The organism is Rhizobium sp. IY2, assembly GCF_047532935.1.
GTDB classification, from domain to species: domain Bacteria; phylum Pseudomonadota; class Alphaproteobacteria; order Rhizobiales; family Rhizobiaceae; genus Rhizobium; species Rhizobium anhuiense.
Map to the genome: position 1 here is coordinate 69,232 of NZ_JBLKNU010000004.1, position 26,310 is coordinate 95,541.

18 protein-coding genes are annotated in these 26,310 nt (G+C 60.9%); 11 read left to right on the forward strand and 7 right to left on the reverse strand.

What is annotated here, in order from left to right:
• Genes rsmG through ACMUVN_RS16165 form a run of 3 tightly spaced genes read left to right on the forward strand, consistent with a single transcriptional unit; the run spans position 1 to position 2,343 of the window.
• The gene (rsmG, locus tag ACMUVN_RS16155) at positions 1–618 is read left to right on the forward strand and encodes a 16S rRNA (guanine(527)-N(7))-methyltransferase RsmG (protein ID WP_047615890.1); all 618 of its coding nucleotides are present in this window, start codon (positions 1–3) and stop codon (positions 616–618) included.
• A gap of 19 nt (positions 619–637) precedes the next feature.
• Positions 638–1,432 carry a ParA family protein gene (locus ACMUVN_RS16160; RefSeq protein ID WP_063473880.1) on the forward strand — a complete coding sequence of 265 codons (795 nt, stop codon included), beginning with the start codon at positions 638–640 and terminating at the stop codon, positions 1,430–1,432.
• Positions 1,433–1,464: 32 nt separating this feature from the next.
• Complete coding sequence (locus ACMUVN_RS16165) at positions 1,465–2,343, forward strand: ParB/RepB/Spo0J family partition protein (protein ID WP_414815283.1); 879 nt, start codon at positions 1,465–1,467, stop codon at positions 2,341–2,343.
• A gap of 91 nt (positions 2,344–2,434) precedes the next feature.
• Here the strand turns inward: ACMUVN_RS16165 and holA are convergent, their stop codons facing one another.
• Genes holA through leuS form a run of 3 tightly spaced genes read right to left on the reverse strand, consistent with a single transcriptional unit; the run spans position 2,435 to position 6,625 of the window.
• Positions 2,435–3,475, reverse strand: a complete 1,041-nt coding sequence (gene holA, locus ACMUVN_RS16170; protein WP_414815284.1) for a DNA polymerase III subunit delta — start codon at positions 3,473–3,475, stop codon at positions 2,435–2,437.
• A gap of 8 nt (positions 3,476–3,483) precedes the next feature.
• Positions 3,484–4,005 (reverse strand): LPS assembly lipoprotein LptE, encoded by a 522-nt coding sequence (gene lptE / locus ACMUVN_RS16175; RefSeq protein WP_063473877.1) that lies wholly within the window; start codon positions 4,003–4,005, stop codon positions 3,484–3,486.
• Positions 3,995–6,625 (reverse strand): leucine--tRNA ligase, encoded by a 2,631-nt coding sequence (leuS, locus tag ACMUVN_RS16180; protein WP_414815285.1) that lies wholly within the window; start codon positions 6,623–6,625, stop codon positions 3,995–3,997. The genes lptE and leuS overlap by 11 nt, the downstream gene beginning before the upstream one ends.
• Before the next feature lie 200 nt (positions 6,626–6,825).
• On the opposite strand from leuS, the gene ACMUVN_RS16185 reads away from it, so the two are divergent.
• From ACMUVN_RS16185 to ACMUVN_RS16195, 3 genes are all read left to right on the forward strand, one after another.
• Entirely contained in the window at positions 6,826–7,485 is a 660-nt protein-coding gene (locus tag ACMUVN_RS16185) for a YggS family pyridoxal phosphate-dependent enzyme (RefSeq protein WP_047615880.1), read from the forward strand.
• Between the two features lie 82 nt (positions 7,486–7,567).
• On the forward strand, positions 7,568–9,478 hold the full coding sequence (locus ACMUVN_RS16190; RefSeq protein WP_063473875.1) for a propionyl-CoA synthetase: 1,911 nt from the start codon (positions 7,568–7,570) through the stop codon (positions 9,476–9,478).
• Positions 9,479–9,633: 155 nt separating this feature from the next.
• Complete coding sequence (locus tag ACMUVN_RS16195; RefSeq protein WP_047615876.1) at positions 9,634–10,569, forward strand: flagellin; 936 nt, start codon at positions 9,634–9,636, stop codon at positions 10,567–10,569.
• 82 nt (positions 10,570–10,651) lie between these two features.
• On the opposite strand, the gene ACMUVN_RS16200 is transcribed toward ACMUVN_RS16195, so the two are convergent.
• A complete protein-coding gene (locus tag ACMUVN_RS16200) occupies positions 10,652–11,350 on the reverse strand; it encodes a DUF1013 domain-containing protein (protein WP_047615874.1) in 699 nt (232 codons plus the stop codon).
• A gap of 231 nt (positions 11,351–11,581) precedes the next feature.
• On the opposite strand from ACMUVN_RS16200, the gene acs reads away from it, so the two are divergent.
• Positions 11,582–13,537, forward strand: a complete 1,956-nt coding sequence (gene acs, locus ACMUVN_RS16205; protein WP_414815286.1) for an acetate--CoA ligase — start codon at positions 11,582–11,584, stop codon at positions 13,535–13,537.
• A gap of 233 nt (positions 13,538–13,770) precedes the next feature.
• Here the strand turns inward: acs and ACMUVN_RS16210 are convergent, their stop codons facing one another.
• Complete coding sequence (locus ACMUVN_RS16210; RefSeq protein WP_183905898.1) at positions 13,771–13,995, reverse strand: DUF1674 domain-containing protein; 225 nt, start codon at positions 13,993–13,995, stop codon at positions 13,771–13,773.
• A 109-nt stretch (positions 13,996–14,104) separates the two neighbouring features.
• Here ACMUVN_RS16210 and htpX point away from each other — a divergent pair, with 109 nt between their 5' ends.
• From htpX to purH, 4 genes are all read left to right on the forward strand, one after another.
• A complete protein-coding gene (htpX, locus tag ACMUVN_RS16215) occupies positions 14,105–15,067 on the forward strand; it encodes a zinc metalloprotease HtpX (RefSeq protein WP_047615869.1) in 963 nt (320 codons plus the stop codon).
• Positions 15,058–16,446 (forward strand): RsmB/NOP family class I SAM-dependent RNA methyltransferase, encoded by a 1,389-nt coding sequence (locus ACMUVN_RS16220; protein WP_028758414.1) that lies wholly within the window; start codon positions 15,058–15,060, stop codon positions 16,444–16,446. The genes htpX and ACMUVN_RS16220 overlap by 10 nt, the downstream gene beginning before the upstream one ends.
• 215 nt (positions 16,447–16,661) lie before the next feature.
• On the forward strand, positions 16,662–18,335 hold the full coding sequence (locus ACMUVN_RS16225; RefSeq protein ID WP_414815287.1) for a heparinase II/III family protein: 1,674 nt from the start codon (positions 16,662–16,664) through the stop codon (positions 18,333–18,335).
• Between the two features lie 107 nt (positions 18,336–18,442).
• Complete coding sequence (purH, locus tag ACMUVN_RS16230) at positions 18,443–20,059, forward strand: bifunctional phosphoribosylaminoimidazolecarboxamide formyltransferase/IMP cyclohydrolase (protein ID WP_414815288.1); 1,617 nt, start codon at positions 18,443–18,445, stop codon at positions 20,057–20,059.
• Positions 20,060–20,111: 52 nt separating this feature from the next.
• On the opposite strand, the gene ACMUVN_RS16235 is transcribed toward purH, so the two are convergent.
• Positions 20,112–21,500, reverse strand: a complete 1,389-nt coding sequence (locus ACMUVN_RS16235; protein ID WP_052213387.1) for an MFS transporter — start codon at positions 21,498–21,500, stop codon at positions 20,112–20,114.
• Between the two features lie 24 nt (positions 21,501–21,524).
• Positions 21,525–26,300: an NAD-glutamate dehydrogenase gene (locus tag ACMUVN_RS16240; RefSeq protein ID WP_097544597.1), complete on the reverse strand. Its 4,776-nt coding sequence runs from the start codon at positions 26,298–26,300 to the stop codon at positions 21,525–21,527.
• Positions 26,301–26,310: the final 10 nt, after the last annotated feature.

Genomic DNA, 26,310 nt, shown 5'->3' on the forward strand with positions numbered 1-26,310 from the left:
ATGGAATTAAACGGTTTGCGTGTTTCACGTGAAACACAGGAACGGCTTCAACACTTCGCGGTACTTTTTCAGAAGTGGGCCAAAACGATCAATCTGGTGGCGCCGTCGACACTCGAAGATCTATGGCACCGGCATATCGCTGATAGCAGCCAGGTGTTTCAGATCCATCCTCAACCGATCACCTGGGTTGATCTCGGCAGTGGCGGGGGCTTTCCGGGCGTTATTACGGCGATTTTTCTGGCCGAGCTGCAAAGCGGCTGGGTGCATCTGGTCGAAAGCAACCATAAAAAGGCGGCCTTTCTGCGGACAGCGCTGCGAGAGACGCAGGCGCGTGGGAGTGTGCATACCAATCGAATCGAAGATGCCTATGCCGAGATTGGCGACTGCGGTGCGATTTCAGCCCGAGCGTTGGCCGACCTGGACGGGCTCATGGACTATTCGGCTCCGTGGATGCTGGGCAAGCAAAATTGCCGTGGCTTTTTTCATAAAGGCCGGGATTACCTGCGGGAAATCGACAAAGCACGTGGTCGGTGGGAATTCGATCTGTTAGAACATAAGAGCGCCGTCGAGCAGGAATCTGTTATTTTGGAAGTATCAAATCTCCGGCGCTTGGTTTAACAGATCGGATATTGCGGCAATGGCTGGCGAACGACACCGGATTATCACCATCGCAAATCAGAAGGGTGGTGTTGGCAAAACAACCACCGCAATCAACCTGGCAACGGCTCTTGCTGCCATTGGCGAGCGTGTCTTGATCGTTGATCTCGATCCGCAAGGCAATGCCAGCACCGGCCTCGGTATCGACCGTCGCGATCGCAAACTCTCCTCCTATGATCTGATGGTTGGCGATCGCGGTATCACCGAGGTGACGCTCGAAACAGTGGTTCCCAATCTTTTTATCGTCCCGTCGACGATGGATCTGCTTGGCGTCGAGATGGAAATCTCGCAGCAAAGCGATCGAGTCTTCAAATTGCGGAAAGCCTTGTCTTCGCCTGAAGCAATGGCGTTCTCCTATATTCTTCTGGATTGCCCGCCGTCATTCAATCTTTTGACGATGAATGCCATGGCGGCCGCGCATTCCGTGCTGGTGCCGCTGCAATGTGAATTTTTCGCGCTGGAGGGGCTGAGCCAGTTGCTCGAGACCGTCAGCCAGGTTCGTCGAACGGTGAATCCGCGCCTGGATATCCAGGGGATCGTCTTGACAATGTTTGATGCGCGCAACAATCTCGCCCAGCAAGTGGTCAATGATGTGCGCACCCATCTCGGCGAAAAGGTTTACCATACGTTAATTCCGCGCAATGTCCGGGTTTCCGAGGCGCCGTCCTACGGCAAGCCAGCTATTCTCTATGATCTGAAATGCGCGGGCAGCCAGGCCTATCTGCAACTGGCCTCAGAGGTCATTCAACGGGAGCGCCAGAGACTGGCCGCGTAATATCATTTCAGGGGTGTAGGTGAGTGTAGATCATGAATGACGATGTATCGAAAAGGCGATTGGGCCGTGGCCTCGCGGCGCTGATAGGCGAAATGGATCAGCCTGTCCCGGTGGAAGCCGAGCGGACCATCAGTGCCGACAGGATGATCCCGATCGAGTTCGTCAGCCGTAACCCCCGCAATCCTCGTCGTTTCTTCGATGACGCTGAGCTGCACGATCTCGCAAGCTCCATTCGTCAGCATGGTATCGTGCAGCCGATCGTGGTGCGAACGATATCGCGGGATCGATATGAAATCATCGCTGGTGAGCGCCGCTGGCGCGCCGCTCAGCTTGCCGGATTGATCGAAATTCCAGTCATTGTCCGTGACGTCGATGACAAGACGGCGTTGGAAATCGCCATTGTCGAAAACGTGCAGCGCGCGGATCTCAATCCGCTTGAGGAAGCCTTGGGCTATGAGCAGCTCATCGCAGAATATGGCTACACCCAGAACGACCTCGGCGAGATCATCGGCAAAAGCCGCAGCCACGTTGCCAATTCTCTGCGCCTGTTGAAACTGCCGGACCCGGTTCGTGATCTGCTTGCTGCCGGCAGCCTGTCGGCCGGGCACGCACGCGCGCTGGTTTCGACGCCGGATCCGGCCAGTCTTGCCCGTACGATCGTTGCGAAGGGCATGTCGGTCCGCGATGCGGAGAAGCTGGCGCAGAACAATATCAAGGCACAATCCGAGCCTCCGCCGGCCCTACGGCGCGATCAGAAGGATTCCGACACGCTGGCCCTGGAAAGAACACTTTCCGATGCCCTCGGCCTTGACGTTGCGATCAATCACAAAACCAGTGGCGGGCAGATTAAAATTTCCTACAAGTCGCTGGAGCAGCTCGAGGAAATCTGCCGCTTGCTCGAGCGGCGTTAGAGCGATTCCCAGAAAATAGCGAAGCGGTTTTCCGTCCAGAAGGGCGTGAAGGGGCAGAGCGTGCTTCGGTTAGCAGCTGAAGCGCTCCAAATCACGCCGATTTTCGACCGGATTGAAGGGTGGTGGAAAGAAGCGTTTGCATCGCAACGCTGTCTTCCAGTACCTGGCGCCGCCGACTCTGCAGAATTGCGGCCTGCAGGCGATTGGATTCACGGGCGATGCTTTCGGCGGTCCATTGGCGCAGCGCCTGTTCGATGATCGGCTTGCGGCGAAAATGCAGATACCGCCCCATGGTCTGCATGATCTGAGGCGGCTGCAGGCGTTTTTCCTCCATTTCAGCGCGCATCGTATCGAGAAGCTGAAACTGCTTCAGGCATGCCTGAAGCACGAGAAAGATTGCGGTTTTTGAACTGCTGATCTTCTGCATGGCGTGCAGAAAGGCCGTGAGATCGCCGCTGAGAATCGCGTCGACGGCATCGTCGACGGAGATCGCGCTGGCATCGCCAATTATTTCGGTAACGTGATGTTCTTCAACCGTATCGGCGCCGCGACAATAGAGCGCGAGCTTGCGCACCTCGTTTCGGGAAGCGATGCGATCACCGCCAATCAGTGCGATCAGCGCCTGCCGCGCGGCCGGCGTGATACCGAGTTTCTCTGCACCGAGTTCGGTATCGATCAGCGTATTCAGAGCACGGCTGTCATCGGCGTAAGAGGGGATCGTCATGACAGATCGCGCGGCTTCGGCGGTCTTGCGCAGCAGCGAACCCTTTTTCAGGTCGCCGGCCTCCACGATTAGATAGGCGGCTTCGAGTGGTTTTTCGGCGAGCAGGGCCAGGGAATCGACGAGGTATTTTTCGTTTGCGGCGCCGCGGATCCAAATCAGCTTCTCACCGCCGAACAGCCCGATCGACTGGACCTCATCGACCAATCGTCCGGGATCCTTCTGCAGATCGCCGATATCGAGCTTCGTCAGCGAGAATGGGTCGTCGAGGGCCACACCACTTTTACCGGCAAGCAGACCCGCCCGTTCCGAAACGAGGCCGCGATCCGGCCCATAGATGACGAAGATCCGATAGTTCCGCGCCGATTTCTGCAGAAAGGTCTCGAATTCGTGGGATTTTATCTCTGCCACATCTCGCCTCAGCGGCTGAGGGCAGCGGCGATGTCGGCCCCTACGAATTCCGCCGCCTGATCCGCTGCGCGGTTCTCGGCATCACGGATCGCCCGCTGCTTGGCAAATTGCTGTTCGGAGAAATCCACCAGCGCTGTGGCCTGACGGCTGCCGGCCTTGATGACATGATTGTCGGTTATGGCACGCAGCGTGTAGGTGACGGTGACGGTCACCCGGCCGGCTTTCGACGTATCGCCGGATTCCTGAAGCAGCGTATCGGCGACGCTCGAGGTGGCGTGCATCTCAACCTGATATTGCGGGTTTGCGGCTTCGCCGGCGCCACGTGCTGCAAAGAAGATCAGGTGATTGCGAACCTGCTGTTCAACCCGGCTGCCTGCCGAGGAAAAGCCGACGGAGGAAAGCTTTTCGGTGAGACCGGAATTCTCGGAGTAAAGCGGCCGGACCTGGCAGGCAGAGAGAAAAGCCGCGGAGGCAAGGATCATGGCGATGCCGGCATTGCGAGCCAGCTTGCAAGCGATATCAAACGACAATGTTTACAATCCTTTGGGGAACCACGATGATCTTCTTCGGTGCCTGTCCGTTCAGCGCGTTCTTCACCGCATCCAGATCCAGCACGGCGGCGGTGACGGCATTCTGATCTGCATCGCGAGAAATTGTCAATTCGGCGCGTTTCTTGCCGTTGATCTGTACCGGCAGAACGACGTCGTTTTCGACAACGAGCGTTTCGTCGTAGCGCGGCCAGCTTGTCCGGGCAAGCAGCCCTTCATTGCCGAGCGCCGTCCAGCACTCCTCAGCCAGATGCGGCGTCATCGGTGCGACCAGCTGGATCAGGATCTCTGCGGCATCGCGGACTGCCGCGCGATAGGCGGCATCACCCTCTCCCGCCGCAACCCTGGTCAGCGGTGCGGCCAGTGCGTTCACGAGTTCATAGATGCGGGCGACGGCCTTGTTGAACCAGAGCTTGTCATAATCGTTTTCGACAGCCTTCAGCGTCTTGTGGGCGACCTGTGAGATCGGCAAGGCTTCCCCCTCGCTCGCCGGCGCAGCTGCGACGGCGGAGAGTGCGTCCGCGGCTTCCGAAATCAGCCGCCACAGGCGTTGGGTGAAACGATGGGCGCCTTCGACACCCGCCTCGGACCAAATGACATCACGCTCGGGCGGAGAGTCGGACAGAACGAAGAAACGGGCGGTATCGGCGCCATAGGAGGCGATGATATCGTCGGGATCGACGACGTTCTTTTTCGACTTCGACATCTTCTCGATCGAGCCGATCGCAACTTCCTCGTTGTTGGTCAGCAGGAAGGCCCGGCGTTTGCCGTCGAGTTCGTCGATGCGGATATCGGCAGGGGCCACCCACTCGCGGCTGGCGCCGGCACCGCGGCTATAGGTTTCGTGGACCACCATGCCCTGGGTGAAGAGACCCTTGAAGGGTTCGGTGGCCGCCACGTGACCGGTTTCGCGCATGGCGCGGGTGAAGAAGCGCGAATAGAGCAGGTGCAGGATCGCGTGCTCGATGCCGCCGATATACTGGTCGACCGGCAGCCAGCGGTTCGCGGCTTCGGGATCGGTTGGTTTTCCTTCCCAGGGCGCGGTAAAGCGGGTGAAATACCAGCTCGAATCGACAAAAGTATCCATCGTATCCGTCTCGCGGCGGGCATCCTTGCCGCAGGTCGGGCAGGAGACATGACGCCAGGTCGGATGACGGTCGAGCGGGTTGCCGGGCTGATCGAAGGTAACGTCGTCGGGCAGCTTGACCGGCAGGTCCTTCTTCGGCACCGGCACGACGCCGCAATCATCGCAGTGGATGACCGGGATCGGGCAGCCCCAATAACGCTGACGGGAAATGCCCCAGTCGCGCAGGCGGAAATTGACCTTGCGCTCGCCCTGCGGCGCATTGCCGAGCGAAGCGGCCGCCAGGCGGTCGGCAACGATATTGAAGGCCTCCTCCGTCGTCTTGCCGTCGAGGAAGCGCGAATTGATCATCACGCCCTCACCGTCATAGGCGGTATCGCTGACGGCAAAGCTCGCAGCGTCGCCATCCCTCGGCATGACGACGGCCACGACCGGCAGGCCGTATTTGCGAGCAAAATCAAGGTCGCGCTGGTCGCCTGACGGGCAGCCGAAGATCGCGCCGGTGCCGTAATCCATCAGGACGAAGTTGGCGATATAGACAGGCAGCTCCCAGGAGGGATCAAGCGGATGTCTGACGCGGATACCGGTATCCATGCCTTTCTTTTCGGCGGTCTCGAGTGCGGCGAGCGACGTGCCGGCACGGCGGCACTCCTCGCAGAAGGCTTCGATATCGGCATTCTTTGCGGCGGCATCCTTTGCCAGCGGGTGATCGGCGGCGATCGCCAGGAAGGAGGCGCCGAACAGCGTGTCCGGCCGGGTGGTATAGACCGTGACCTCGCTCTCGCCGGCAGGCGCCGTTTCCGGCACAATCTCCCAACGAATCGTCAGGCCTTCCGAGCGGCCGATCCAGTTCTTCTGCATCAGCCGCACTTTTTCCGGCCACTGTTCAAGCGTGTCCAGCGCGTCGAGCAGATCCTGGCTGAAATCGGTGATCTTGAAGAACCACTGCGTCAGTTCGCGCTGTTCGACCAGCGCACCGGAACGCCAGCCGCGGCCATCGATCACCTGTTCGTTGGCGAGCACAGTGTTGTCGACAGGATCCCAATTGACCTTCGACTGCTTGCGGTAAACCAAGCCCTTTTCCAGGAAATCCAGGAAGAGATGCTGCTGGTGCTGGTAATATTCGACATCGCAGGTGGCGAATTCGCGGCTCCAGTCCAGCGAGAGCCCCATGGCCTTCAACTGCGCCTTCATCGAGCCGATATTCTGGTACGTCCAGGAAGCGGGATGCACGCCGCGCTCCATGGCGGCGTTCTCTGCCGGCATGCCGAAAGCGTCCCAGCCCATCGGGTGCAGCACATTATAGCCCCGCGCGCGCTTATAGCGGGCGACGACATCGCCCATGGCGTAATTGCGGACATGGCCCATATGGATGCGCCCCGACGGATAGGGGAACATTTCGAGGACGTAATATTTTTCGCGCGGATCGGCATTGTCGGTCTCGAAGACCTTGTCTTCATTCCATTTCTGCTGCCAGCGGGGCTCGGCATCGCGCGGATTATAACGTTCGGTGGCCATCGTATTCGTATTTCCGGAAAATCAGGGGAGTTGGTCGAGACCTTCACCATGAAACCACCGTAGCGTCAAGTTTTGCAGGCGCTGCAAGCGTCCGATCTTGATCACGTGCAAGCGATTTCGCGAAGGCGGGTCTTGGCAAGCACAGGTTGGCTGGTTAGTTCATTGCCAATCCTTTCATGCTGGTATGTCGAGGCAGAACGATGGAACTTCAAGAGCGGTTGAACGACGTGCGATCACGGATTGCGGCCGGGGAACGCGCGGCAGGTCGGCCGGCGGGTTCCGTTCAGCTGGTCGCGGTATCGAAGACCTTCGAGGCGGACGCGATCCGCCCGGCCATCGAAGCGGGACAGCGCGTCTTCGGCGAGAACCGGGTGCAGGAAAGCCAGGGCAAGTGGCCGGCGCTGAAGGCCGAGCGTCCGGATATCGAATTGCATCTGATCGGGCCGCTGCAATCGAACAAGGCGGCGGACGCGGTGGCGCTCTTCGACGTCATCGAGACGGTGGACCGGGAAAAGATCGCCCGCGCGCTTGCCGAGGAGATGAAGCGGCAGGCCAAGACGCCGCGGCTCTACGTCCAGGTCAATACCGGGCTTGAACCGCAGAAGGCTGGTATCGCTCCTGACGACACGCCAGCCTTTGTGGCGCTCTGTCGCGACGAGCTCGGCCTTTCTGTTGAAGGTTTGATGTGTATTCCGCCGGCCGAGGAAAATCCCGGGCCGCATTTTGCCCTGCTGGCAAGACTTGCGTCCAAATGCGGCGTCGGAAAACTTTCCATGGGAATGTCCGGTGACTACGAGATGGCAATCGCCTTCGGCGCCACCAGCGTCCGCGTCGGATCGGCGATTTTCGGCGCGCGCTGAAACTCTGCTTTGGTCGGGCTTCCCGTTCCTCTCACCGCTGCCTAGATTGATATCGAGGCGTGCATGTCCTGGGGAGGAGCAGATGCAGAACGACTATCATCAGGTCTACGCGGCCTGGAAACGCGATCCCGAAGCCTTCTGGCGTGAAGCCGCTGCCGACATAGACTGGTTCAAACCGCCGGAGCGGGTGTTCTCGCCCGACGACGGTGTCTATGGCCGTTGGTTCTCAGCCGGGGAAACCAATACCTGCCACAATTGCCTGGACCGGCATATCGCTGCCGGGCGCGGCGGCGAGACAGCCGTTATCTTCGACAGCGCGATGACCGGCGAGAAGCGGCGTTTCACTTACGACGAGGTGCTTGTCGAGGTAAAGGCGATCGCCGCAACGCTGCTCGAATTCGGCATCGGCAGGGGCGATCGCGTGATCCTCTATATGCCGATGCTACCGCAGGCGGTCTTTTCGATGCTCGCCTGCGCTCGCATCGGTGCGGTTCACTCCGTCGTTTTCGGTGGATTTGCCGCCAGCGAACTTGCAGCGCGCATCGACGATTGCGGTGCGAAGCTGGTGATCACCGCAAGCTGTGGGCTCGAGCCCGGCCGTATCATTGTCTATAAGCCCTTGGTCGACCAGGCGATCGAGATCGCGGGTTCGAAGCCGGAGCGTTGCCTGGTGCTGCAGCGGCCGGAGCTTCGGGCAGATCTCGTCAATGGCCGCGATCAGGATTTCGAGACGGCAGTGGCGCGCCATCGCGGCGCCGAGGTCGCCTGTGTTTCGGTCAAGGCGACCGATCCGCTCTATATCCTCTACACCTCCGGCACCACGGGCCAGCCGAAGGGTGTGGTGCGCGACAATGGCGGCCATATGGTTGCGCTCAACTGGTCGATGCGGAATATCTACGGCTTGAAGCCGGGTGAGGTCTTCTGGACGGCTTCGGATATCGGTTGGGTCGTCGGGCATTCCTATATCGTCTACGCTCCGCTGATATCAGGCGTAACCACCTTGATCTTCGAGGGAAAACCGGTCGGTACTCCGGATGCCGGCACATTCTGGCGCATCGTTTCGGAGCATAAGGTGCGGGTGCTATTCACGGCGCCGACGGCGTTCCGCGCTATTCGGCGGGAGGACGCGGACGGCGATCTGATACGCAAATATCCGATGCCGGATTTGCGGGCGCTGTTTCTTGCCGGCGAAAGGGCGGATCCGGAGACCCTGAAATGGGCGGAGCGCATGCTCGGCATACCCGTCATCGATCATTGGTGGCAGACGGAGACCGGCTGGCCGATCGCCGCAAATCCGCTCGGTCTCGGCGCCCTTCCCGTCAAGCACGGTTCGCCGGCGCTGCCGATGCCCGGTTATGAGATCGCGGTGCTCGACGATGCCGGCCATCCGATCGAGGCCGGAACGCTCGGCAATATCGTCGTGAAGCTGCCCTTGCCGCCCGGCTGTCTGCCGACCCTCTGGAACGCCGACCAGCGTTTTCGATCGGCTTATCTCGATGAGTTTCCGGGCTACTACAAGACGGCTGACGCCGGATATGTCGATGAAGACGGCTATCTCTTCATCATGTCGCGCACCGACGACATCATCAATTGCGCCGGTCATCGGCTCTCGACAGGGGCCATGGAGGAGGTCTGTGCGCGTCATCCCGATATCGCCGAATGCGCTGTTATCGGCGTGATCGATGCGCTGAAGGGTCAGGTGCCCTGCGGTTTCCTGGTGCTGAAGCGCCATGTTTCCCGTGAGGCGACGGTGATCGAATCAGAGGTCGTGGCGATGATTCGTGATTCGATCGGACCCGTCGCCGCCTTCAAGATGGCCATCATCGTTAACCGGTTGCCGAAGACGCGCTCCGGCAAAATCCTGCGCGGCACCATGCAGAAAATCGCCGACGGCATACCCTGGAAAATGCCTGCAACCATTGATGATCCAACGATTTTGGAAGAAATCGCCGAGGCGCTGCGGGCGCGCGGGTTCGGCTCGCTGCCGATGTGAATTAAACTTTCGGTAAGTCTAATTGAGGAATTGTTAACCATATCGATGCAAGCATTTGTTAACGGCAATGGCTTGCATAGCAGGCTTTGCATGACGCGGTCGCCGTTACCGGCTTAGTCCGGATTGCCCCTTTCTCAACGATTGTGGAACGGATCATGACAAGCATCCTCACCAACAACGCTGCCATGGCAGCGCTGCAGACTTTGCGCGGTGTAAACGATAGTCTCAAGGACACCCAGGGTCGCGTTTCCTCGGGTTATCGTGTTGAAAAGGCGGCTGATAATGCCGCCTATTGGTCGATCGCAACGACCATGCGTTCTGACAATAAAGCGCTTTCGGCCGTCTCGGATGCCCTCGGTCTCGGCGCGGCGAAGGTCGATACCGCCTATTCGGCCATGGACAGTGCCCTCGACATCGTCAGCGAAATCAAGGCGAAGATCGTCGCCGCCACGGAAAAAGGCGTCGACAAGACGAAGATCCAGCAGGAGCTCGATCAGCTGCAGGAGCAGCTGCTCAGCATCGCCCAATCGGCATCCTTCTCGGGTGAAAACTGGGTCGCCGGCGCTTCCGGCACGAAGAGCGTCGTCTCGTCCTTCGTCCGCGACGGCAGCAATGCCGTCTCGGTCAAGACGACGGACTATGTGCTCGATTCAGGCACGCTTGGAAACGTGCTCTTCGGCATGACCAGCACCGGCGCGATCGAAACGACCAGCGGCATCATCGGCACGGCTTTCAACGGAACCTATGGCGGCAAAGTTATCGTCATGGCGTCGATCTATGATCTCGACATTACCGGTTTCACCCAGGGCCAGCTCGACGCGGCCTTGACCGGCGTCGAATTGGTCCTCGGCGCCATGACCGCCGCCGGCTCGGCTCTCGGCTCGATCTCGACCCGTATCCAGCTCCAGGAAAATTTCGTCAGCGGTCTTCACGATTCAATCGACTCCGGCGTCGGACGTCTGGTCGATGCCGATATGGAAGAGGAATCGAGCAGGCTCTCGGCGTTGCAGACGCAGCAGCAACTGGCCGTCCAGTCGCTGTCGATTGCCAACAGCTCGGCGCAGAACATCCTCACCCTGTTCCGCAGCTAAAGCGCGTCGTGATCTTCTACAGGCAATAGGCAATAAAAAACCCCGCCAGACCGGCGGGGTTTTTCATGAGATAACCGATATCTCAGTACTGGTCGTCGTCCTCGTCCTTCGGGGCTGAGCGCAGCGAGCTCAGCTTGCGGAAGACGGCGTCGGCATCGATTTCCTTTTCCTCTTCGCGCTCGTAGCTCGGGGTCAGGCGCTCGGTTTCCTGTGCCGATTGCAGCGTCGCGCCAAGCTCGGCGGCGGTCGGCAGCGGACGACCCTTGGAGGCCTTTTCCACTTCCATGTCCAGATCGATCTGGCTGCAGAGGCCGAGCGTTACCGGATCCATCGGCGCCAGGTTGGCCGAGTTCCAGTGGGTGCGCTCGCGGATCTGCTCGATGGTCGATTTCGTCGTGCCGACGAGGCGGGAAATCTGCGCGTCCTTCAGCTCCGGATGGTTGCGAACGAGCCAGAGAATGGCGTTCGGGCGGTCCTGACGCTTCGAAACCGGCGTATAACGCGGGCCGCGGCGCTTGGATTCCGGCACGCGCACCTTTGGTTCGGAAAGCTTCAGCTTGTGGTTCGGATTGGCTTCGGCGCGGGCGATCTCGTCGCGGGAGAGCTGTCCCGTCGAGATCGGGTCGAGGCCCTTGATACCCTGCGCCGCTTCGCCATCGGCGATCGCCTTGACTTCGAGCGGATGCAGTTTGCAGAACTGCGCAATCTGATCGAAAGACAGTGCCGTATTGTCGACGAGCCAGATGGCTGTCGCCTTCGGCATGAGCAGTGTTTGAGCCATGGATATAGTCCTTCTATCGTCCGCGCCGGTCGCGGTCCGTGGATTGTCACCACAATGTCCGAGAAATATGCCGCTATATAACCGCACTGTCGCAGAATTGCAATTCTTCCAAAATGAAATGACCTTTGTCTAATTGCCGCCACGATGCGAACTGCTATGAATTGCCCTGATTTGAAATCCAGGCCCGCTTTGCCGGCGCGGCCCATCGCATGTCCCATGAGGAGGAGTTCCATGTCGGAGAAGATCTATCCGGTTACGAAGCCGGTGAAGGCGCGCGCCCTGATCGATAAGGAAAAGTACCTGAAATGGTACGAGGAAAGCGTCGAGAACCCGGACAAGTTCTGGGGCAAGCACGGCAAGCGGATCGACTGGTTCAAGCCCTATACCAAGGTCAAGAACACCTCCTTTACCGGCAAGGTCTCGATCAAGTGGTTCGAGGACGGCCAGACCAACGTCTCCTACAACTGTATCGACCGACATCTGAAAACGAATGGCGACCAGGTGGCGATCATCTGGGAAGGTGACAACCCCTATATCGACAAGAAGGTCACCTATAACGAGCTCTACGAGCATGTCTGCCGGATGGCGAACGTCTTGAAGAAGCACGGCGTCAAAAAGGGCGATCGCGTCACCATCTATATGCCGATGATCCCGGAAGCCGCCTCTGCGATGCTCGCCTGTGCCCGCATCGGCGCGGTGCATTCGGTCGTCTTCGGCGGTTTCTCGCCGGAGGCCTTAGCGGGGCGCATCGTTGACTGCGAATCCACCTTCGTCATCACATGCGACGAAGGTGTGCGCGGCGGCAAGCCGGTGCCGCTGAAGGACAATACTGATACCGCAATTCATATCGCGGCACGCCAGCACGTGATCGTGGAGAAGGTTCTGGTCGTTCGCCGCACCGGTGGCAAGACCGGCTGGGCGCCAGGCCGCGATCTCTGGCATCACCAGGAAATCGCCACCGTGAAGGCGGAATGCCCGCCGGTGAAGATGAAGGCGGAAGATCCGCTCTTCATTCTTTATACGTCAGGCTCAACCGGTAAGCCGAAAGGCGTGCTGCACACGACCGGCGGTTATCTCGTCTATGCGGCGATGACGCATGAATATGTCTTCGATTATCACGACGGCGACGTCTACTGGTGCACGGCCGATGTCGGCTGGGTCACCGGCCACTCCTATATTGTCTATGGGCCGCTCGCCAACTGCGCAACGACGCTGATGTTCGAGGGCGTGCCGAATTTCCCGGACCAGGGCCGCTTCTGGGAAGTCATCGACAAGCATAACGTCAATATCTTCTATACGGCGCCAACAGCGATCCGCTCGCTGATGGGCGCCGGCGACGACTTCGTCACGCGCTCCTCGCGCTCTTCGCTACGCCTGCTCGGCACCGTTGGCGAGCCGATCAACCCCGAAGCCTGGGAGTGGTATTACAATGTCGTCGGCGACAAGCGTTGCCCTGTCATCGACACGTGGTGGCAGACGGAAACCGGCGGCCATATGATCACGCCGCTGCCAGGTGCCACCGATCTGAAACCCGGTTCGGCGACGACCCCGTTCTTCGGCATCAAACCGCAGTTGGTCGACAATGAGGGCAAGGTGCTGGACGGCCCGGCCGACGGCAATCTGTGCATCACCGACAGCTGGCCGGGTCAGATGCGCACGGTCTACGGCGATCACGAGCGCTTCATCCAGACCTACTTCTCCACCTATAAGGGCAAGTATTTCACCGGCGACGGCTGCCGGCGCGATGCGGACGGTTATTACTGGATCACCGGCCGTGTCGACGACGTGCTGAACGTCTCCGGCCATCGGCTCGGCACAGCAGAGGTGGAATCGGCACTCGTCTCGCACAATCTGGTTTCGGAAGCTGCTGTTGTCGGTTATCCGCATCCGATCAAGGGCCAGGGTATCTATTGCTATGTGACGCTGATGGCTGGTCACGATGGTTCGGACGCGCTTCGCCAGGAACTGGTGAAACATGTGCGGGCGGAAATCGGCCCGATCGCCGCGCCCGACAAGATCCAGTTCGCGCCCGGCCTGCCGAAGACCCGATCCGGAAAGATCATGCGCCGCATCCTGCGCAAGATCGCCGAGGACGATTTCGGTGCACTCGGCGACACCTCGACGCTCGCCGATCCCGCCGTGGTCGACGATCTGATCGCCAACCGGCAGAACAAGGCGACGGCCTGAGATATGGAGCCGCTCCGTCCCTCGCGGCTTCCGGAGCGGCTCCCATTTCGTCGACGCATTGGCGTGCGTTGACCGCAATCACGGGCGAAGCCCTCGGTGAGGCAACGTCCGTCCGTCAAGACGACATCAGGATACGGCAAAAATACTGGAGCCTAAGGCTCGTTAGCCGGATTCGACATAGTGATTTCGTAAATCCGCATATTCCGATCGAAAGACGCCAATAGGAATATTACTCAGAAATCGATCGCCCGGCCGTTGATCTCATAGTCGCCGAAGCGCGCCGGTTCGGCTCCGCCGCGACCGCCGGTCTCCGGCGGCAGTTCCAGCGGTTTCTGGTTCTTCCGCCGCTCTTCGGCTTCGGCAAGCGCGCGCCTGGCAGCCGGGGACAGCATCTTGCGCCGCGGCTCCGACCCCTCGGCTACCGGCGTTTCGCTATTGTCATTATCAGCGTCCTGCATGCCTTCCCTGCCGGAAAATATTGAAAATGGCTGGTGAATAACCAAATCATAATGCGCTGGCGCCGGGATTGAAAGCTTGGGACGCCGAAATCGGAGATGGAGATCCGCAATGAACCTCGTCCGCACTGCCATGTTGCTTGCCTTCATGACGGCGCTTTTCATGTTCGTCGGCTTCCTGATCGGCGGTCGGGCCGGCATGATGATCGCCTTCGTCATTGCCGCCGGCATGAATTTCTTCTCCTACTGGAATTCCGACCGGATGGTGCTTTCGGCCTATCGCGCGCAGGAGGTCGACGAGCGCAACGCGCCTGAGTTTTTCCGGATCGTGCGCGATCTCGCCGGCAATGCCGGGTTGCCGATGCCGAAGGTCTATCTCTACGACAGCCCGCAGCCGAATGCCTTCGCCACCGGCCGCAATCCCGACAATGCTGCCGTGGCCGCCTCGACCGGCCTGCTCAGCGCATTGTCTCCCGAAGAGGTCGCGGGCGTAATGGCGCATGAACTGGCGCATATTCAGAACCGCGACACGCTGACGATGACGATCACGGCAACACTTGCCGGTGCGATCTCGATGCTTGGCAACTTCGCTTTCTTCTTCGGGGGCAATCGTGACAACAACAGCAATCCTCTCGGCTTCATCGGCGTCATCGTCGCGATGATCGTGGCGCCGCTCGCCGCCATGCTGGTGCAGATGGCGATCAGCCGCACGCGCGAATATTCGGCCGACCGCCGCGGCGCCGAGATCTGCGGCAATCCGCTCTGGCTCGCTTCGGCGCTCGGCAAGATCGCGCGCGGTGCCGCCCATGTTCCGAACGAGGATGCCGAGCGCAATCCGGCGACGGCACATATGTTCATCATCAATCCGCTCTCCGGAGAGCGGATGGACAATCTGTTTTCGACCCATCCGAACACGGAAAACCGCATCGCTGCCCTGTATGACATGGCGCAAGGCGGCATGAATGTCTCGACGTCGCCGGCGCGTGCTGCTAATCCGTCGCGCAAATCGCGCTCTGTTCCGGATACGGGCCTTGGTCGCGGTGGTTCGCAACCGCCAAAAGGTCCGTGGTCTTGAATTCAGACGGCACGAAGAAGCCATTCCGCAAGCAAAAGCCCTCCGCCGAGCGTTCCGCACCGGCTAAACCCGGCATGCAGGCGCGCGCCGCCGCGGCAAAAATTCTTGCTGCCGTCGTCGACCGCAAGCTGCCGCTCGACGGCGCTCTCGATCATGAACACGGCAATCCGGCCTATCGGGCGCTCGGCGAAAGCGACCGGGCGCTCGTCCGCGCCATCCTGAACACGACGCTGCGTCATCTGCCGCGCATCGATGCCGCCATTGCCGGGCTGCTGGATTCGCCGCTGCCGGAGGGGGCAAGGGCGCTGCATCATGTGCTTGCGATCGGCGCGGCGCAGATCCTCTATCTCGACGTGCCCGATCATTCGGCTGTCGATCTTGCCGTCGAGCAGGCCAATCAGGACCCGCGCAATCGCCGTTTCGCCAAGCTGGTCAATGCCATCCTCCGTCGGCTCGGCCGCGAAAAGGCTGAGGTGCTGGGTGAGATCGGCAAGGTCGCGCCGATGCCGGCCTGGTTCATCGCCAGGCTGGAGAAGGCTTATGGCCGGGATGCGGCGCTGGCGATTTCGGAATCCCAGCTCGAGCCGGCCGCGATCGATCTGACCGTCAAATCCGACCCTGAAGGCTGGGCCAAGCGGCTGAACGGTGTTGCCCTGCCGACGGGCGGTGTGCGGCTTGCTGCCTTCGACGGCGGCATTCCTGCGCTCGAAGGCTTCGATGAGGGCGAATGGTGGGTGCAGGATGCGGCAGCAAGCATCCCCGCCAAGCTTTTCGGCGATCTCTCGGGCAGACGTACCGCCGATCTCTGCGCCGCGCCCGGCGGCAAGACGGCGCAGCTCATTCTTGCCGGTGGCGAAGTCACCGCCCTCGACCAGTCGGAAAGCCGGCTAAGACGGCTGCGGTCGAATCTCGACCGGCTTGGCCTCAAAGCCGAGACGATTGCGGCAGACCTGACGACGTTCGAGCCGGCGGAGCGTTTCGATGCGATCCTGCTCGATGCCCCCTGCTCTTCCACCGGCACGACACGCCGGCACCCTGACGTGCTGTGGACCAAAGGAGCTGAGGATATTGCCAGGCTGGCGGCGCTACAGGAACGGCTGCTGCGCCATGCGCTGACATTGCTGAAGCCGGGCGGCACGCTGGTTTTTTCGAATTGCTCGCTCGACCCTGCCGAGGGTGAGGACGTCGTCGCCCGTGTTCTTTCCGATACGGATGCGGTCGAGCGCGTTTCGATCGGTGCCGGCGACTGGCCCGGCCTCGAGGCGGCGATCACACCACTCGGCGAATTCCGCACGCTTCCCACCATGCTGAAAATGCCCGATGGCATCGCCTCCGGCCTCGACGGCTTCTATGCGGCCGTGCTGCGTCGCGTGGCCTGATTGCAGGCTTGAGCGCGCCCGGGCGAATCTCCGCCAAGCCAGACATTTCACAGCCCGGCATCACGCATGCCGTTCTCACAAAACCGCCCGCATGATGCCGTTGAAACGCGTTAATTGCGTATATTCGAACCTTGTCACGAATTAATTCATTGCGGACGATGAAATCGGCCGCTTTTCACCTATTCTTAACCACGAGGGTCAATAGACAATAGAATATGCAGTTTGGTCGGCGTTTTGCGAGCATGTATGTTCGGGAGGCTTGGCGGCGCGCCTTGCGCCGCGTCGCGTTGCTGCGCCTGAAGCTCTTTCGCCATTCGATCAAGGTGCCCGAGCGTCTGATCGTCGCGCCGACCGATCTGCGCAGCATCGATCCGCATGTGGCCGACGAGATCCTCAACGGACGTTTTCTCCTGGCCGGGCGGATGCTGGAAACCAACGGAAAGTCGCCCTTCACCTTCACCCTGCCCTCGCGCCCCTTCGCGATCCGTCTTCATAGCTTCGGCTGGTTGCGTCATATGCGGGCGAACAAGACGGAGCGCAGCTCGGCTGCCGCCCGCGCGATCGTCGACAGCTGGCTTTCCATCCATGCCGGCCGGATGGAGGGGGTCGCCTGGGAGACCGACGTCACCGCCCAGCGCGTCATTGCCTGGCTGTCGCATTCACCGGTGGTGCTGCAGAACGCCGATCGCGGCTTCTATCGCCGCTTCATGAAGTCGCTGGCGTTCCAGGTGAGGTTCCTGCACCGCATGGCGCCGTTCACCCTCGGCGGCCTGGAGCTGTTTCGGCTGCGTATTGCGCTCGCCATGGCCTCCGTTGCCATGCCGGCGCGCGCCTCCACGCTCAGAAGGGCGGCGCAGGCGCTCGACCGCGAGTTCGATAGCCAGATTCTGTCGGATGGCGGCCATATCTCGCGCAATCCACGTGTCGGGCTGGAATTGCTGCTTGATCTGCTGCCGCTCAGGCAGACCTATGTCAATCTCGGTCATGACCTGCCGCAGAAGCTGATCTCCGGCATCGACCGCATGTATCCGGCATTGCGGTTCTTTCGCCATCAGGACGGCGACCTGGCGCTCTTCAACGGAGCGACCTCGACGCTCGCAAACGAGCTGATGTCGGTGCTGCGATATGACGAGACCGCCGGTCAGCCGTTCAAAGCTTTGCCGCATTCGCGCTATCAGCGGCTTTCCGGCGGGAAGACCGTGATCATTGCCGATACCGGCACGCCGCCTTCGGCAGGCGGGCTGCGGACCGCGCATGCCGGCAGCCTCTCCTTCGAGATGTCGTCCGGCCGCCATCGCTTCATCGTCAATTCCGGTTCGCCGAAATTTGCCGGGCACCGCTATGTCCAGATGGCGCGAACGACGGCGGCGCATTCGACCGTCATCCTCAACGACACCTCGTCCAGCCGTTTTTCGCCCTCGCCCTTCCTCAATCACGCGATCATCGAACCGGTCAAGACAGTCACCGTCGAGCGCGCCGAAACGGAGGATGGACGCGACGGCATCAAGCTCAGCCATGACGGTTATCTCAGGGTGTTCGGAGTGCTGCACGAGCGTGAACTGACCCTCAATGCCGCGGGCTCGATCGTGACAGGCCGCGACCGGCTCGTCGTCCGCGAAGGATATGAGAGTGACGAGCCCCTGAATGCTGTCGCCCGTTTTCATATCCATCCCTCGATCGTCCTGCATCAGAGTGACGGCGAGTCCGTGCTGTTGACGGCGCCGGACGGTGAGAGCTGGCTGTTTTCGGCACCCGGCAATGAAGTGCTGATCACCGAGGACATTTTCTTCGCCGACAGCTCCGGCATCTGCGGTTCGGACCAGATCGAGATCGATTTCGATCTTGCCGAGAAGACGGAAATCCGCTGGTTCCTGTCCCGCAAGGGCTAGATCATGTGCCGACGCCTGTTTGCGCGGCGGCAAAGCTGTGCTAACGCGACGCCAGCATGCGAGCATCCCTCGCGGATATCTCCCGAAGCCCGAACGGAGAAGGTTTCATGGCCGTCATTTCCAAGAAGATCCCCGCCCCCGACAAGGTCGAAATCAAGACCGCACTCATTTCCGTCTTCGACAAGACCGGGATCGTCGAGCTCGCCCGCGCCCTGTCTGCCAGGGGCGTCCGCCTGCTTTCGACCGGTGGCACCTATAAAGCGATCACTGCTGCCGGTCTCGCCGTCACCGATGTCTCCGAAATCACCGGGTTTCCGGAGATCATGGACGGGCGCGTCAAGACGCTGCATCCGACGGTGCATGGCGGTCTACTGGCGATCCGCGACGACAGCGAACACCAGGAGGCGATGAAAACGCACGGTATCGAGAGCATCGACCTCGCCGTCATCAATCTCTACCCCTTCGAGGAGGTGCGCGCCGCCGGCGGCGACTATCCGACGACTGTCGAGAATATCGATATCGGCGGTCCGGCGATGATCCGCGCATCGGCCAAGAACCATGCCTATGTGACGATTCTGACCGATCCGGCCGATTATGCCGAACTCACGGAGCAGCTTTCCGCAGATGACGGCAAGACTGGCTATGCCTTCCGCCAGCGCATGGCCGCCAAGGCCTATGCCCGCACCGCCGCCTATGATGCGATGATTTCCAACTGGTTCGCCGAGGCGCTGTCGATCGACACGCCGCACCACCGGGTCATCGGCGGTGCGCTGAAGGAAGAGATGCGCTACGGCGAAAACCCGCATCAGAAGGCGGCCTTCTATGTCACCGGCGAGAAGCGCCCGGGTGTTTCTACGGCCACCCTTCTCCAGGGCAAGCAGCTCTCCTACAACAACATCAACGATACGGATGCCGCCTACGAGCTCGTCGCCGAGTTCCTGCCTGAGACAGCGCCGGCCTGCGCCATCATCAAGCATGCCAATCCCTGCGGTGTTGCCACCGGATCGAGCCTGGTCGAAGCCTATCAGCGGGCGCTCGCCTGCGATTCCGTTTCCGCCTTCGGCGGCATCATTGCCCTCAACCGGACGCTGGACGCCGAAACGGCCGAAGAGATCGTCAAGCTCTTCACCGAAGTGATCATCGCGCCGGATGTGACGGAGGAGGCGAAGGCGATCGTCGCCCGCAAACCGAATCTGCGGCTGCTGTCGGCCGGAGGCCTGCCCGATCCGCGTGCCGCAGGCCTGACGGCAAAGACCGTTTCCGGCGGCCTGCTGGTCCAGAGCCGGGACAACGGCATGGTCGAAGATCTGGAACTCAAGGTCGTCACCAGGCGCGCGCCGACGGCACGGGAACTTGATGACATGAAGTTTGCCTTCAAGGTCGGCAAACATGTGAAATCGAATGCCGTGGTCTATGCCAAGGACGGCCAGACAGCCGGTATCGGCGCCGGCCAGATGAGCCGCGTCGATTCGGCCCGCATCGCCGCTTTGAAGGCCGAGGAGGCCGCCAAGGCGCTCGGCCTTGCCGTGCCGATGACCCATGGTTCGGCAGTCGCCTCCGAAGCCTTCCTGCCTTTTGCTGACGGTCTTCTGTCGATGATCGCCGCAGGTGCGACCGCGGTTATCCAGCCGGGCGGCTCGATGCGCGACCAGGAAGTCATCGATGCCGCCAACGAACACGGCATCGCGATGGTGTTCACCGGCATGCGCCATTTCCGCCATTGAATAAGGATCGGGCGCGGCCACGCGCTCATCTCCGGCTTGATCGGGCCCGTTCCTATGCCCGATCGGCCGGATAGGGCGTGCGGATCAAGAGCACCAGTCCGCCGGCGAGAAACAGGATCAGCGTTGCCATTCCGAGCCGCGGTGATCCGCTGATATAGGTCACCAGCGAGAAGAGCAGCGTCGCCATGAAACTCGTGGCGCGCCCCGAAAGCGCATAAATGCCGAAATAGCGGCCGGCCTCCTCGGGGCTGACGCTGCGGGCGAGATAGGAGCGCGACGAGGCCTGCACCGGCCCGAAGGCGAGCCCGATCAGCAGACCATAGAGGATATAAGCCTTTTCCGCCGCGGTCCCGAAGAGGCCACCGGAATCGGCCATCGGCAGCGGCATCAGTCCGAACAGCGTGTAACCCGGTCCTGTCGAGATGATGCCGATGGTGGCGAGAAGCAGCATGGTCAGGCTGATGACGACGGTCACCTTCGAACCGACGCCCTTGTCGATGCGGCCGGCGATCAGGCAGCCGAAGATCGCGACGACATTCAGGATGATGCCGTAGATGCCGATCTCGATTGTCGCCCAGCCGAACATGCCGGCCGCAAAGATTCCACCGAGGATCAGCAGGCCGTTGACGCCGTCCTGATAGATCATCCGGGCAACGAGGAATGTCAGGATGCCGCGGCGCTCCTTAAGTTCGGCTAGCGTGTTTCTGAGCTCCCGCAAGCCGGAGCGGACGGCGGTGCCGAAGGGAAGACCCTTGCCGACATCGGGTGTGAACAAGAACATCGGCAGGATGAAGATCAGGTACCAGACGGCCGAGATCGGCCCGGTGATGCGTGCATCCTGGCCGGTCTTGGGATCGAGACCGAATAACGGATCGAGGCCGAGGATGGTCTTGCCGCTCTCGGGGCTTGCCGCCAAAAGCGTCACGACGGCAATGAGCACGATCATGCCGCCGAGATAACCGAGCCCCCAGGCGGTGTTGGAGAGTTTTCCGACCTCGTGCCTGGCGACCAGGCGCGGCATCATCGAATCGTTGAAGACGATCGAAAACTCCGCCGAGATCGAGGCGAGGATCATGAAAATGACGGGATAGAGGACTGGTGAACCCGGGGCGGCAAACCACAGGCAGGAAAGGCTGGCGATCTTGATGACGGCGAAGAAGCCGATCCAGGGTTTGCGTGCGCCGGACTGGTCGGCGATCGAGCCGAGAACGGGTGAGAGCAGGGCGATGATCACCGAGGAGATCGTCGCCATGTTGCTCCACGTCGTCTGCGCGGAAACCGGGTCATCGGTCAGGCGGGAAACGAAATAGGGCCCGAAGATAAAGGTTGTGACCACGGTAAAGAAGGGCTGCGCTGCCCAATCGAAGAACATCCACCCCCATATGCCCTTCTCCGTGGCCTTCGGCGGTTGCGTTCCTGTCCAGTCAATGCGATTCAACATCCGCTCCTTTTTTCGCGGACTGTCTCACCTCGCCCGGTCGCGCGCAAGATCGGTCAGGATACCTGCGGCAACGGTAATACGCGCAAGGTTGGGATCGCCGCCGTCGCTGAGGCTCGAAAGCTCTTCGAGGATACGGTTGATGCGGATGCGATCCTGCGCATGCCAAGCCTGAACCGGAAGCTTTTCCTTGCCGTGATCGGAAAGAGCCGAGATGACGATGTCGCGTCTGGCGCTGGCGATCTGGTCGATGCTGCGGGCAAGCGCCAGATTCTCGTAATGGTCGGAGGTGAGGATCCGTCCGCCGGCCGCCAGCAGCCTAGCGATACGGAAGGTCTGCGACACCGCGAAGTAGTTTTCAGCGGCGCGCACCAGGGGCTCGCCGGTGCGTTCGGCAATCTGCATGATCTCCGGCACCAGCGCGAAGCTTTGGAGGTTGGCAATCTCGGCCGCGAGTTTTTCGGGCACGCCTGCGTGGCCGTACTCTGCCTGGCGGGCGGCGGTATCGCCGGCCGCCTGTTCGGCGAAGGCAGGCCTCAGCTTCTTCAGGGCCGCCTGCAGCCGGCTAATCACCTCCGCCATATCGGCCTTGGTCATGCCGGTCTTCAAGAGCAGGCGCGTCAACACGATAAAGCTATGGCTGATTTCCTCGTAGATGCGGTTCTGCATCTCACCTGATATCTTGCCGTCGAGAGCGTCCGTTTCGGACCAGAGCCGGGTCAGGTCGAACCCGTCGCGGGCAACGATCGCGGCGCGCACCACTTCCGGCGCCGAGGCCGCCGTCGCGTCCATCATGGCGACGGTGAAGCTCGGCCCGCCGCGGTTGATCGCTTCATTGGCAAGCACCGTCGCGACGATTTCGCGCTTCAGGCGATGGCTGGCGATATCGCCGGCATTCGTCTTCTGCATCTTGACGGGGAAATAATTCGAAAGCGTCGCGGTGAAATAGGGATCATCCGGCAGATCGCTTGCGGCCAGCGCATCGAAGAGCACGATCTTGGCATAAGACAGCAGCACGCCGATTTCCGGCCGCGTCAGCGGCTTGCCGGCAGCATAGCGTTCGGCGAGGGTCTGGTCATCCGGCAGCGTCTCGACCTTGCGATTCAGCTGCTTGGCGCCTTCGAGAACCGTCATGAAGCGCGCAAGTTCCAGGCCATTTGCCGTGCCCTTGCGTTCTGTCAGCGAGATCGCCAGCGACTGCAGGTAATTGTTGCGCAGCACCAGGGCCGCCACTTCGCCGGTCATCGAGGAAAGAAGCTGGTCGCGTTTTGCCCGCGTCAGGCGTCCGTCATGCATGGCGGCGGCCAGCGCGATCTTGATGTTGACCTCAACATCCGAGGTGTTGACGCCGGCCGAGTTGTCGATGGCGTCGGAATTGCAGCGTCCACCCTTCAGACCATAGGCGATGCGGCCCTTCTGGGTAACGCCGAGGTTTGCGCCCTCGCCGATCACCTTGGCGCGCACCTCAACCGCGGTGATGCGGATTGGGTCGTTGGCGCGGTCGCCGACTTCGGTGTCGGTTTCGGAAGGCGCTTTCACATAGGTGCCGATGCCGCCGAACCAGAGCAGGTCGACCTCACTCTTCAGGATCGCCGTGATGATTTCGAAGGGCGTGGCCACGGCCTTGTCGATGCCGATTGCAGCAACCGCTTCCGGCGTCAGCGTGACCGATTTCGCCGAGCGAGAAATGATCATTGCCCCCTTCGAGAGCTTGCTCTTGTCGAAATCCTGCCAACTCGAACGCGGCAGGTCGAAGAGCCGCTGACGTTCGGCCAGCGCCTTTTCCATGTCGGGATCGGGATCGATGATGATGTCGCGATGATCGAAGGCGGCAATAAGCCGGATCTTTGGAGACAGCAGCATGCCGTTGCCGAAGACGTCGCCCGACATGTCGCCGACGCCGGCGACGGTAAAGGGTGTCGTCTGGATATCGATGTCCATTTCGCGGAAATGGCGTTTTACGGTTTCCCAGGCGCCGCGGGCGGTGATGCCCATCTTCTTGTGGTCATAACCGGCCGAGCCGCCGGAGGCGAAGGCGTCGTCCAGCCAGAAGCCGGCTTCCTGCGCCAGTGCATTGGCGGTGTCGGAGAAGGTCGCGGTGCCCTTGTCGGCGGCGACGACGAAATAGGGGTCGTCACCGTCGAGCCTGACCGTATCCTTCGGCGGCACGATATCGGCGCCCGATATGTTGTCGGTGATCGAAAGCAGCGTGCGGATATAGGTCTTGTAAGCCTCGCGGCCGGTATTGAAGATCTCGTCGCGGGTGCCGCCGACCGGGAGCTTTTTCGGATAGAAGCCGCCCTTGGCGCCGACCGGCACGATGACCGCGTTCTTCACCTGCTGCGCCTTGACGAGGCCGAGCACTTCGGTGCGGTAATCCTCGGCGCGATCCGACCAGCGCAGGCCGCCGCGCGCCACCTTGCCGAAGCGCAGGTGCACACCTTCGACTTCGACGCCGTAGACGAACATCTCGCGGAAGGGTTTCGGTTCCGGCAGCCCGTCGACCAGGTGCGGATCGAGCTTGAAGGCCAGCATCGGTTTCGGCGAGCCGTCAGGGTTCTTCTGGAAATAATTGGTGCGCAACGTCGCATCGACGATATTGACGTAGCGGCGCAGGATACGGTCGTCGTCAAGGCTCGGCACGTCGGCGAGCTCTGCCTCGATCGCCTGGTGCAGCTCGGCAAGTTTCTTCACGCGGACCTTCTCCGACAGCCGGGTGTCGAGCGTGTCATGGAAGAGACGAAAGATGGCGGCGGCGACGACAGGATATTTGTCGAGCGTCGTTGCGATATAGTCCTGCGAATAGGCGATGCCGGCCTGGCGGAGATAACGCGCATAGGCGCGCAGCACGTTGGTCTCGCGCGCCGAAAGCCCGGCCGAAATGATCAGCCGGTTGAAGCTGTCATTGTCGATCGTGCCGGCGAAGGCGGCTACGAAGGCTTCCTCGAGGGCGGCGCCGTAACGCGCCAGATCGATTTCGCCGCCATTGCGGGTTTCGAGCTCCATGTCGTGCAGCACGACGAGTTTCGTTTCTGCATCGGCGGCCGGCACTCCGATGTCGAAGGTACGTTCGCTGACGACATTGAAGCCGAGGTTCTCGAGAAGCGGCACGCGGCGCGACAGCGCCAGCTGGCCGCCGGCGTGGAAGATCTTCAAGGAAAGGGTGCGGCCCTGCTCTTCCTGACGATGGTAGAACTGGATGCGAAGCGGCTCGCCTGCGGCGCAGGCGCCGATATCGGCAAGGTCGGCCACGGTTTCCTCCGGGGTGAAGGAATCCTGGAAGGCCTGGTCGACCGATATCTTCGGCGCCTTGGCTCCGGCCAGTGCCTCGAAACGGTCGTCCCAGCGGGCGGTGATCTCACGGATCATCTGCTCGAGCTTTGCCTGCGGAATGCGTGGCGTCTTGCCGCCGGAGCGGCCGATGATGAAATGTACGCGCGCCACGCCGCCTTCCGGGAAAGCCGGGTAATAGGCGGAGACACGGCCGTCATAGACGGTCTTCAGATAGGTGCCGATCCGCTCACGAACGATCGAGTCATATTCCTCGCGCGGGACGTAGACGATCACCGAGACGAAGCGATCGAAATGGTCGATGCGCGGCAGGACGCGCACGCGCGGCCGATCGGCCAGGTCGTTGATTTGTTCGGCAAAACTTGCAAGCAGCGTCGTGTCGATCTGGAAGAGATCGTCGCGCGGATAGGATTCCAGCGTATTGTCGAGCATCCGGCCGGAATGGCTCATCGGGTCGAAGCCGAAATGCTCCTTCACCTTCTCGACCTTCGAACGCAGCAGCGGGATTTCCGAGGCCAGCGACGTATAGGCCGTCGAGGTGAAAAGGCCGACGATACGCAGTTCGCCGGTGACCTTGCCTTGCGCGTCGAAGCGCTTGACGCCGACATAATCCATATAGGCCCGGCGATGGACGATCGATTTCACATTCGCCTTGGTGACGATCAGGAAGTCGGGGCCGTCGAGGAAGGCAAGAATCTCAGGCGTGGTCGTCACTGCGTCCTTGCCGGTGCGCAACACGAGAACATCGGGGTTGGAGAGGATGCCGAGGCCTGCGCCCTTGTCGCGTTCGACCCTGGCATCGCTCCCCTTGCCGGAATAGACATATTCACGCATGCCGAGGAAAGTGAAATTCTCGTCGCGCAGCCAGGTCAGGAAGGCGACGGCTTCGTCGCGATCGGCCTTCTTGCGGCCGGTGCCATTGGCCGAAAGCTCGGCGATCACGCCGTCGACCTTGGAAAGCATCGGCTTCCAGTCGGACACCGACAGGCGCACCTGTTCGAGCACGGTTTCGATGCGTTTGACGAGATCGGCGGTCTGGGTGGAATTGAGCGGCGCAATATGAAGCTGGATATGGCTGACGCGATTGGTCGGGTCGCTCGGGTGATCGGCGGAATAGAGCGCAGGCGCCTTGCCCTTTTCCATGACCAGGATGGGATGCACGGCCATGAACAGGTCGCGATAGCTGCTTGTCACTTCACCCATGACCGATTCAAACAGAAAAGGCATGTTCCGGTCGGTGACTGAAAGCACCGAGACGGCGATGCCATCCGGCGTCACGTCGGCAATGGTGTCGATGCTGACGCGCGGCGCCTTGCCGCTCCAGGCGGCGAGTTCCTTTGCCGAGTGTACGGCAGAGAGTGCCAGCATTTCAGGCGTATAGAGTTCGAGATCATCATTGCTTGCCCGGCCGAAGAGAATTTCCGGATCGAGATGCGCCTCGCCCGTCGCCTTGGCGATCTTGCGCGCGCTTTCGATCTGCTTTTCCCGTTTCGGATTGTTTCTGGCAGCCATGGATCGCCTC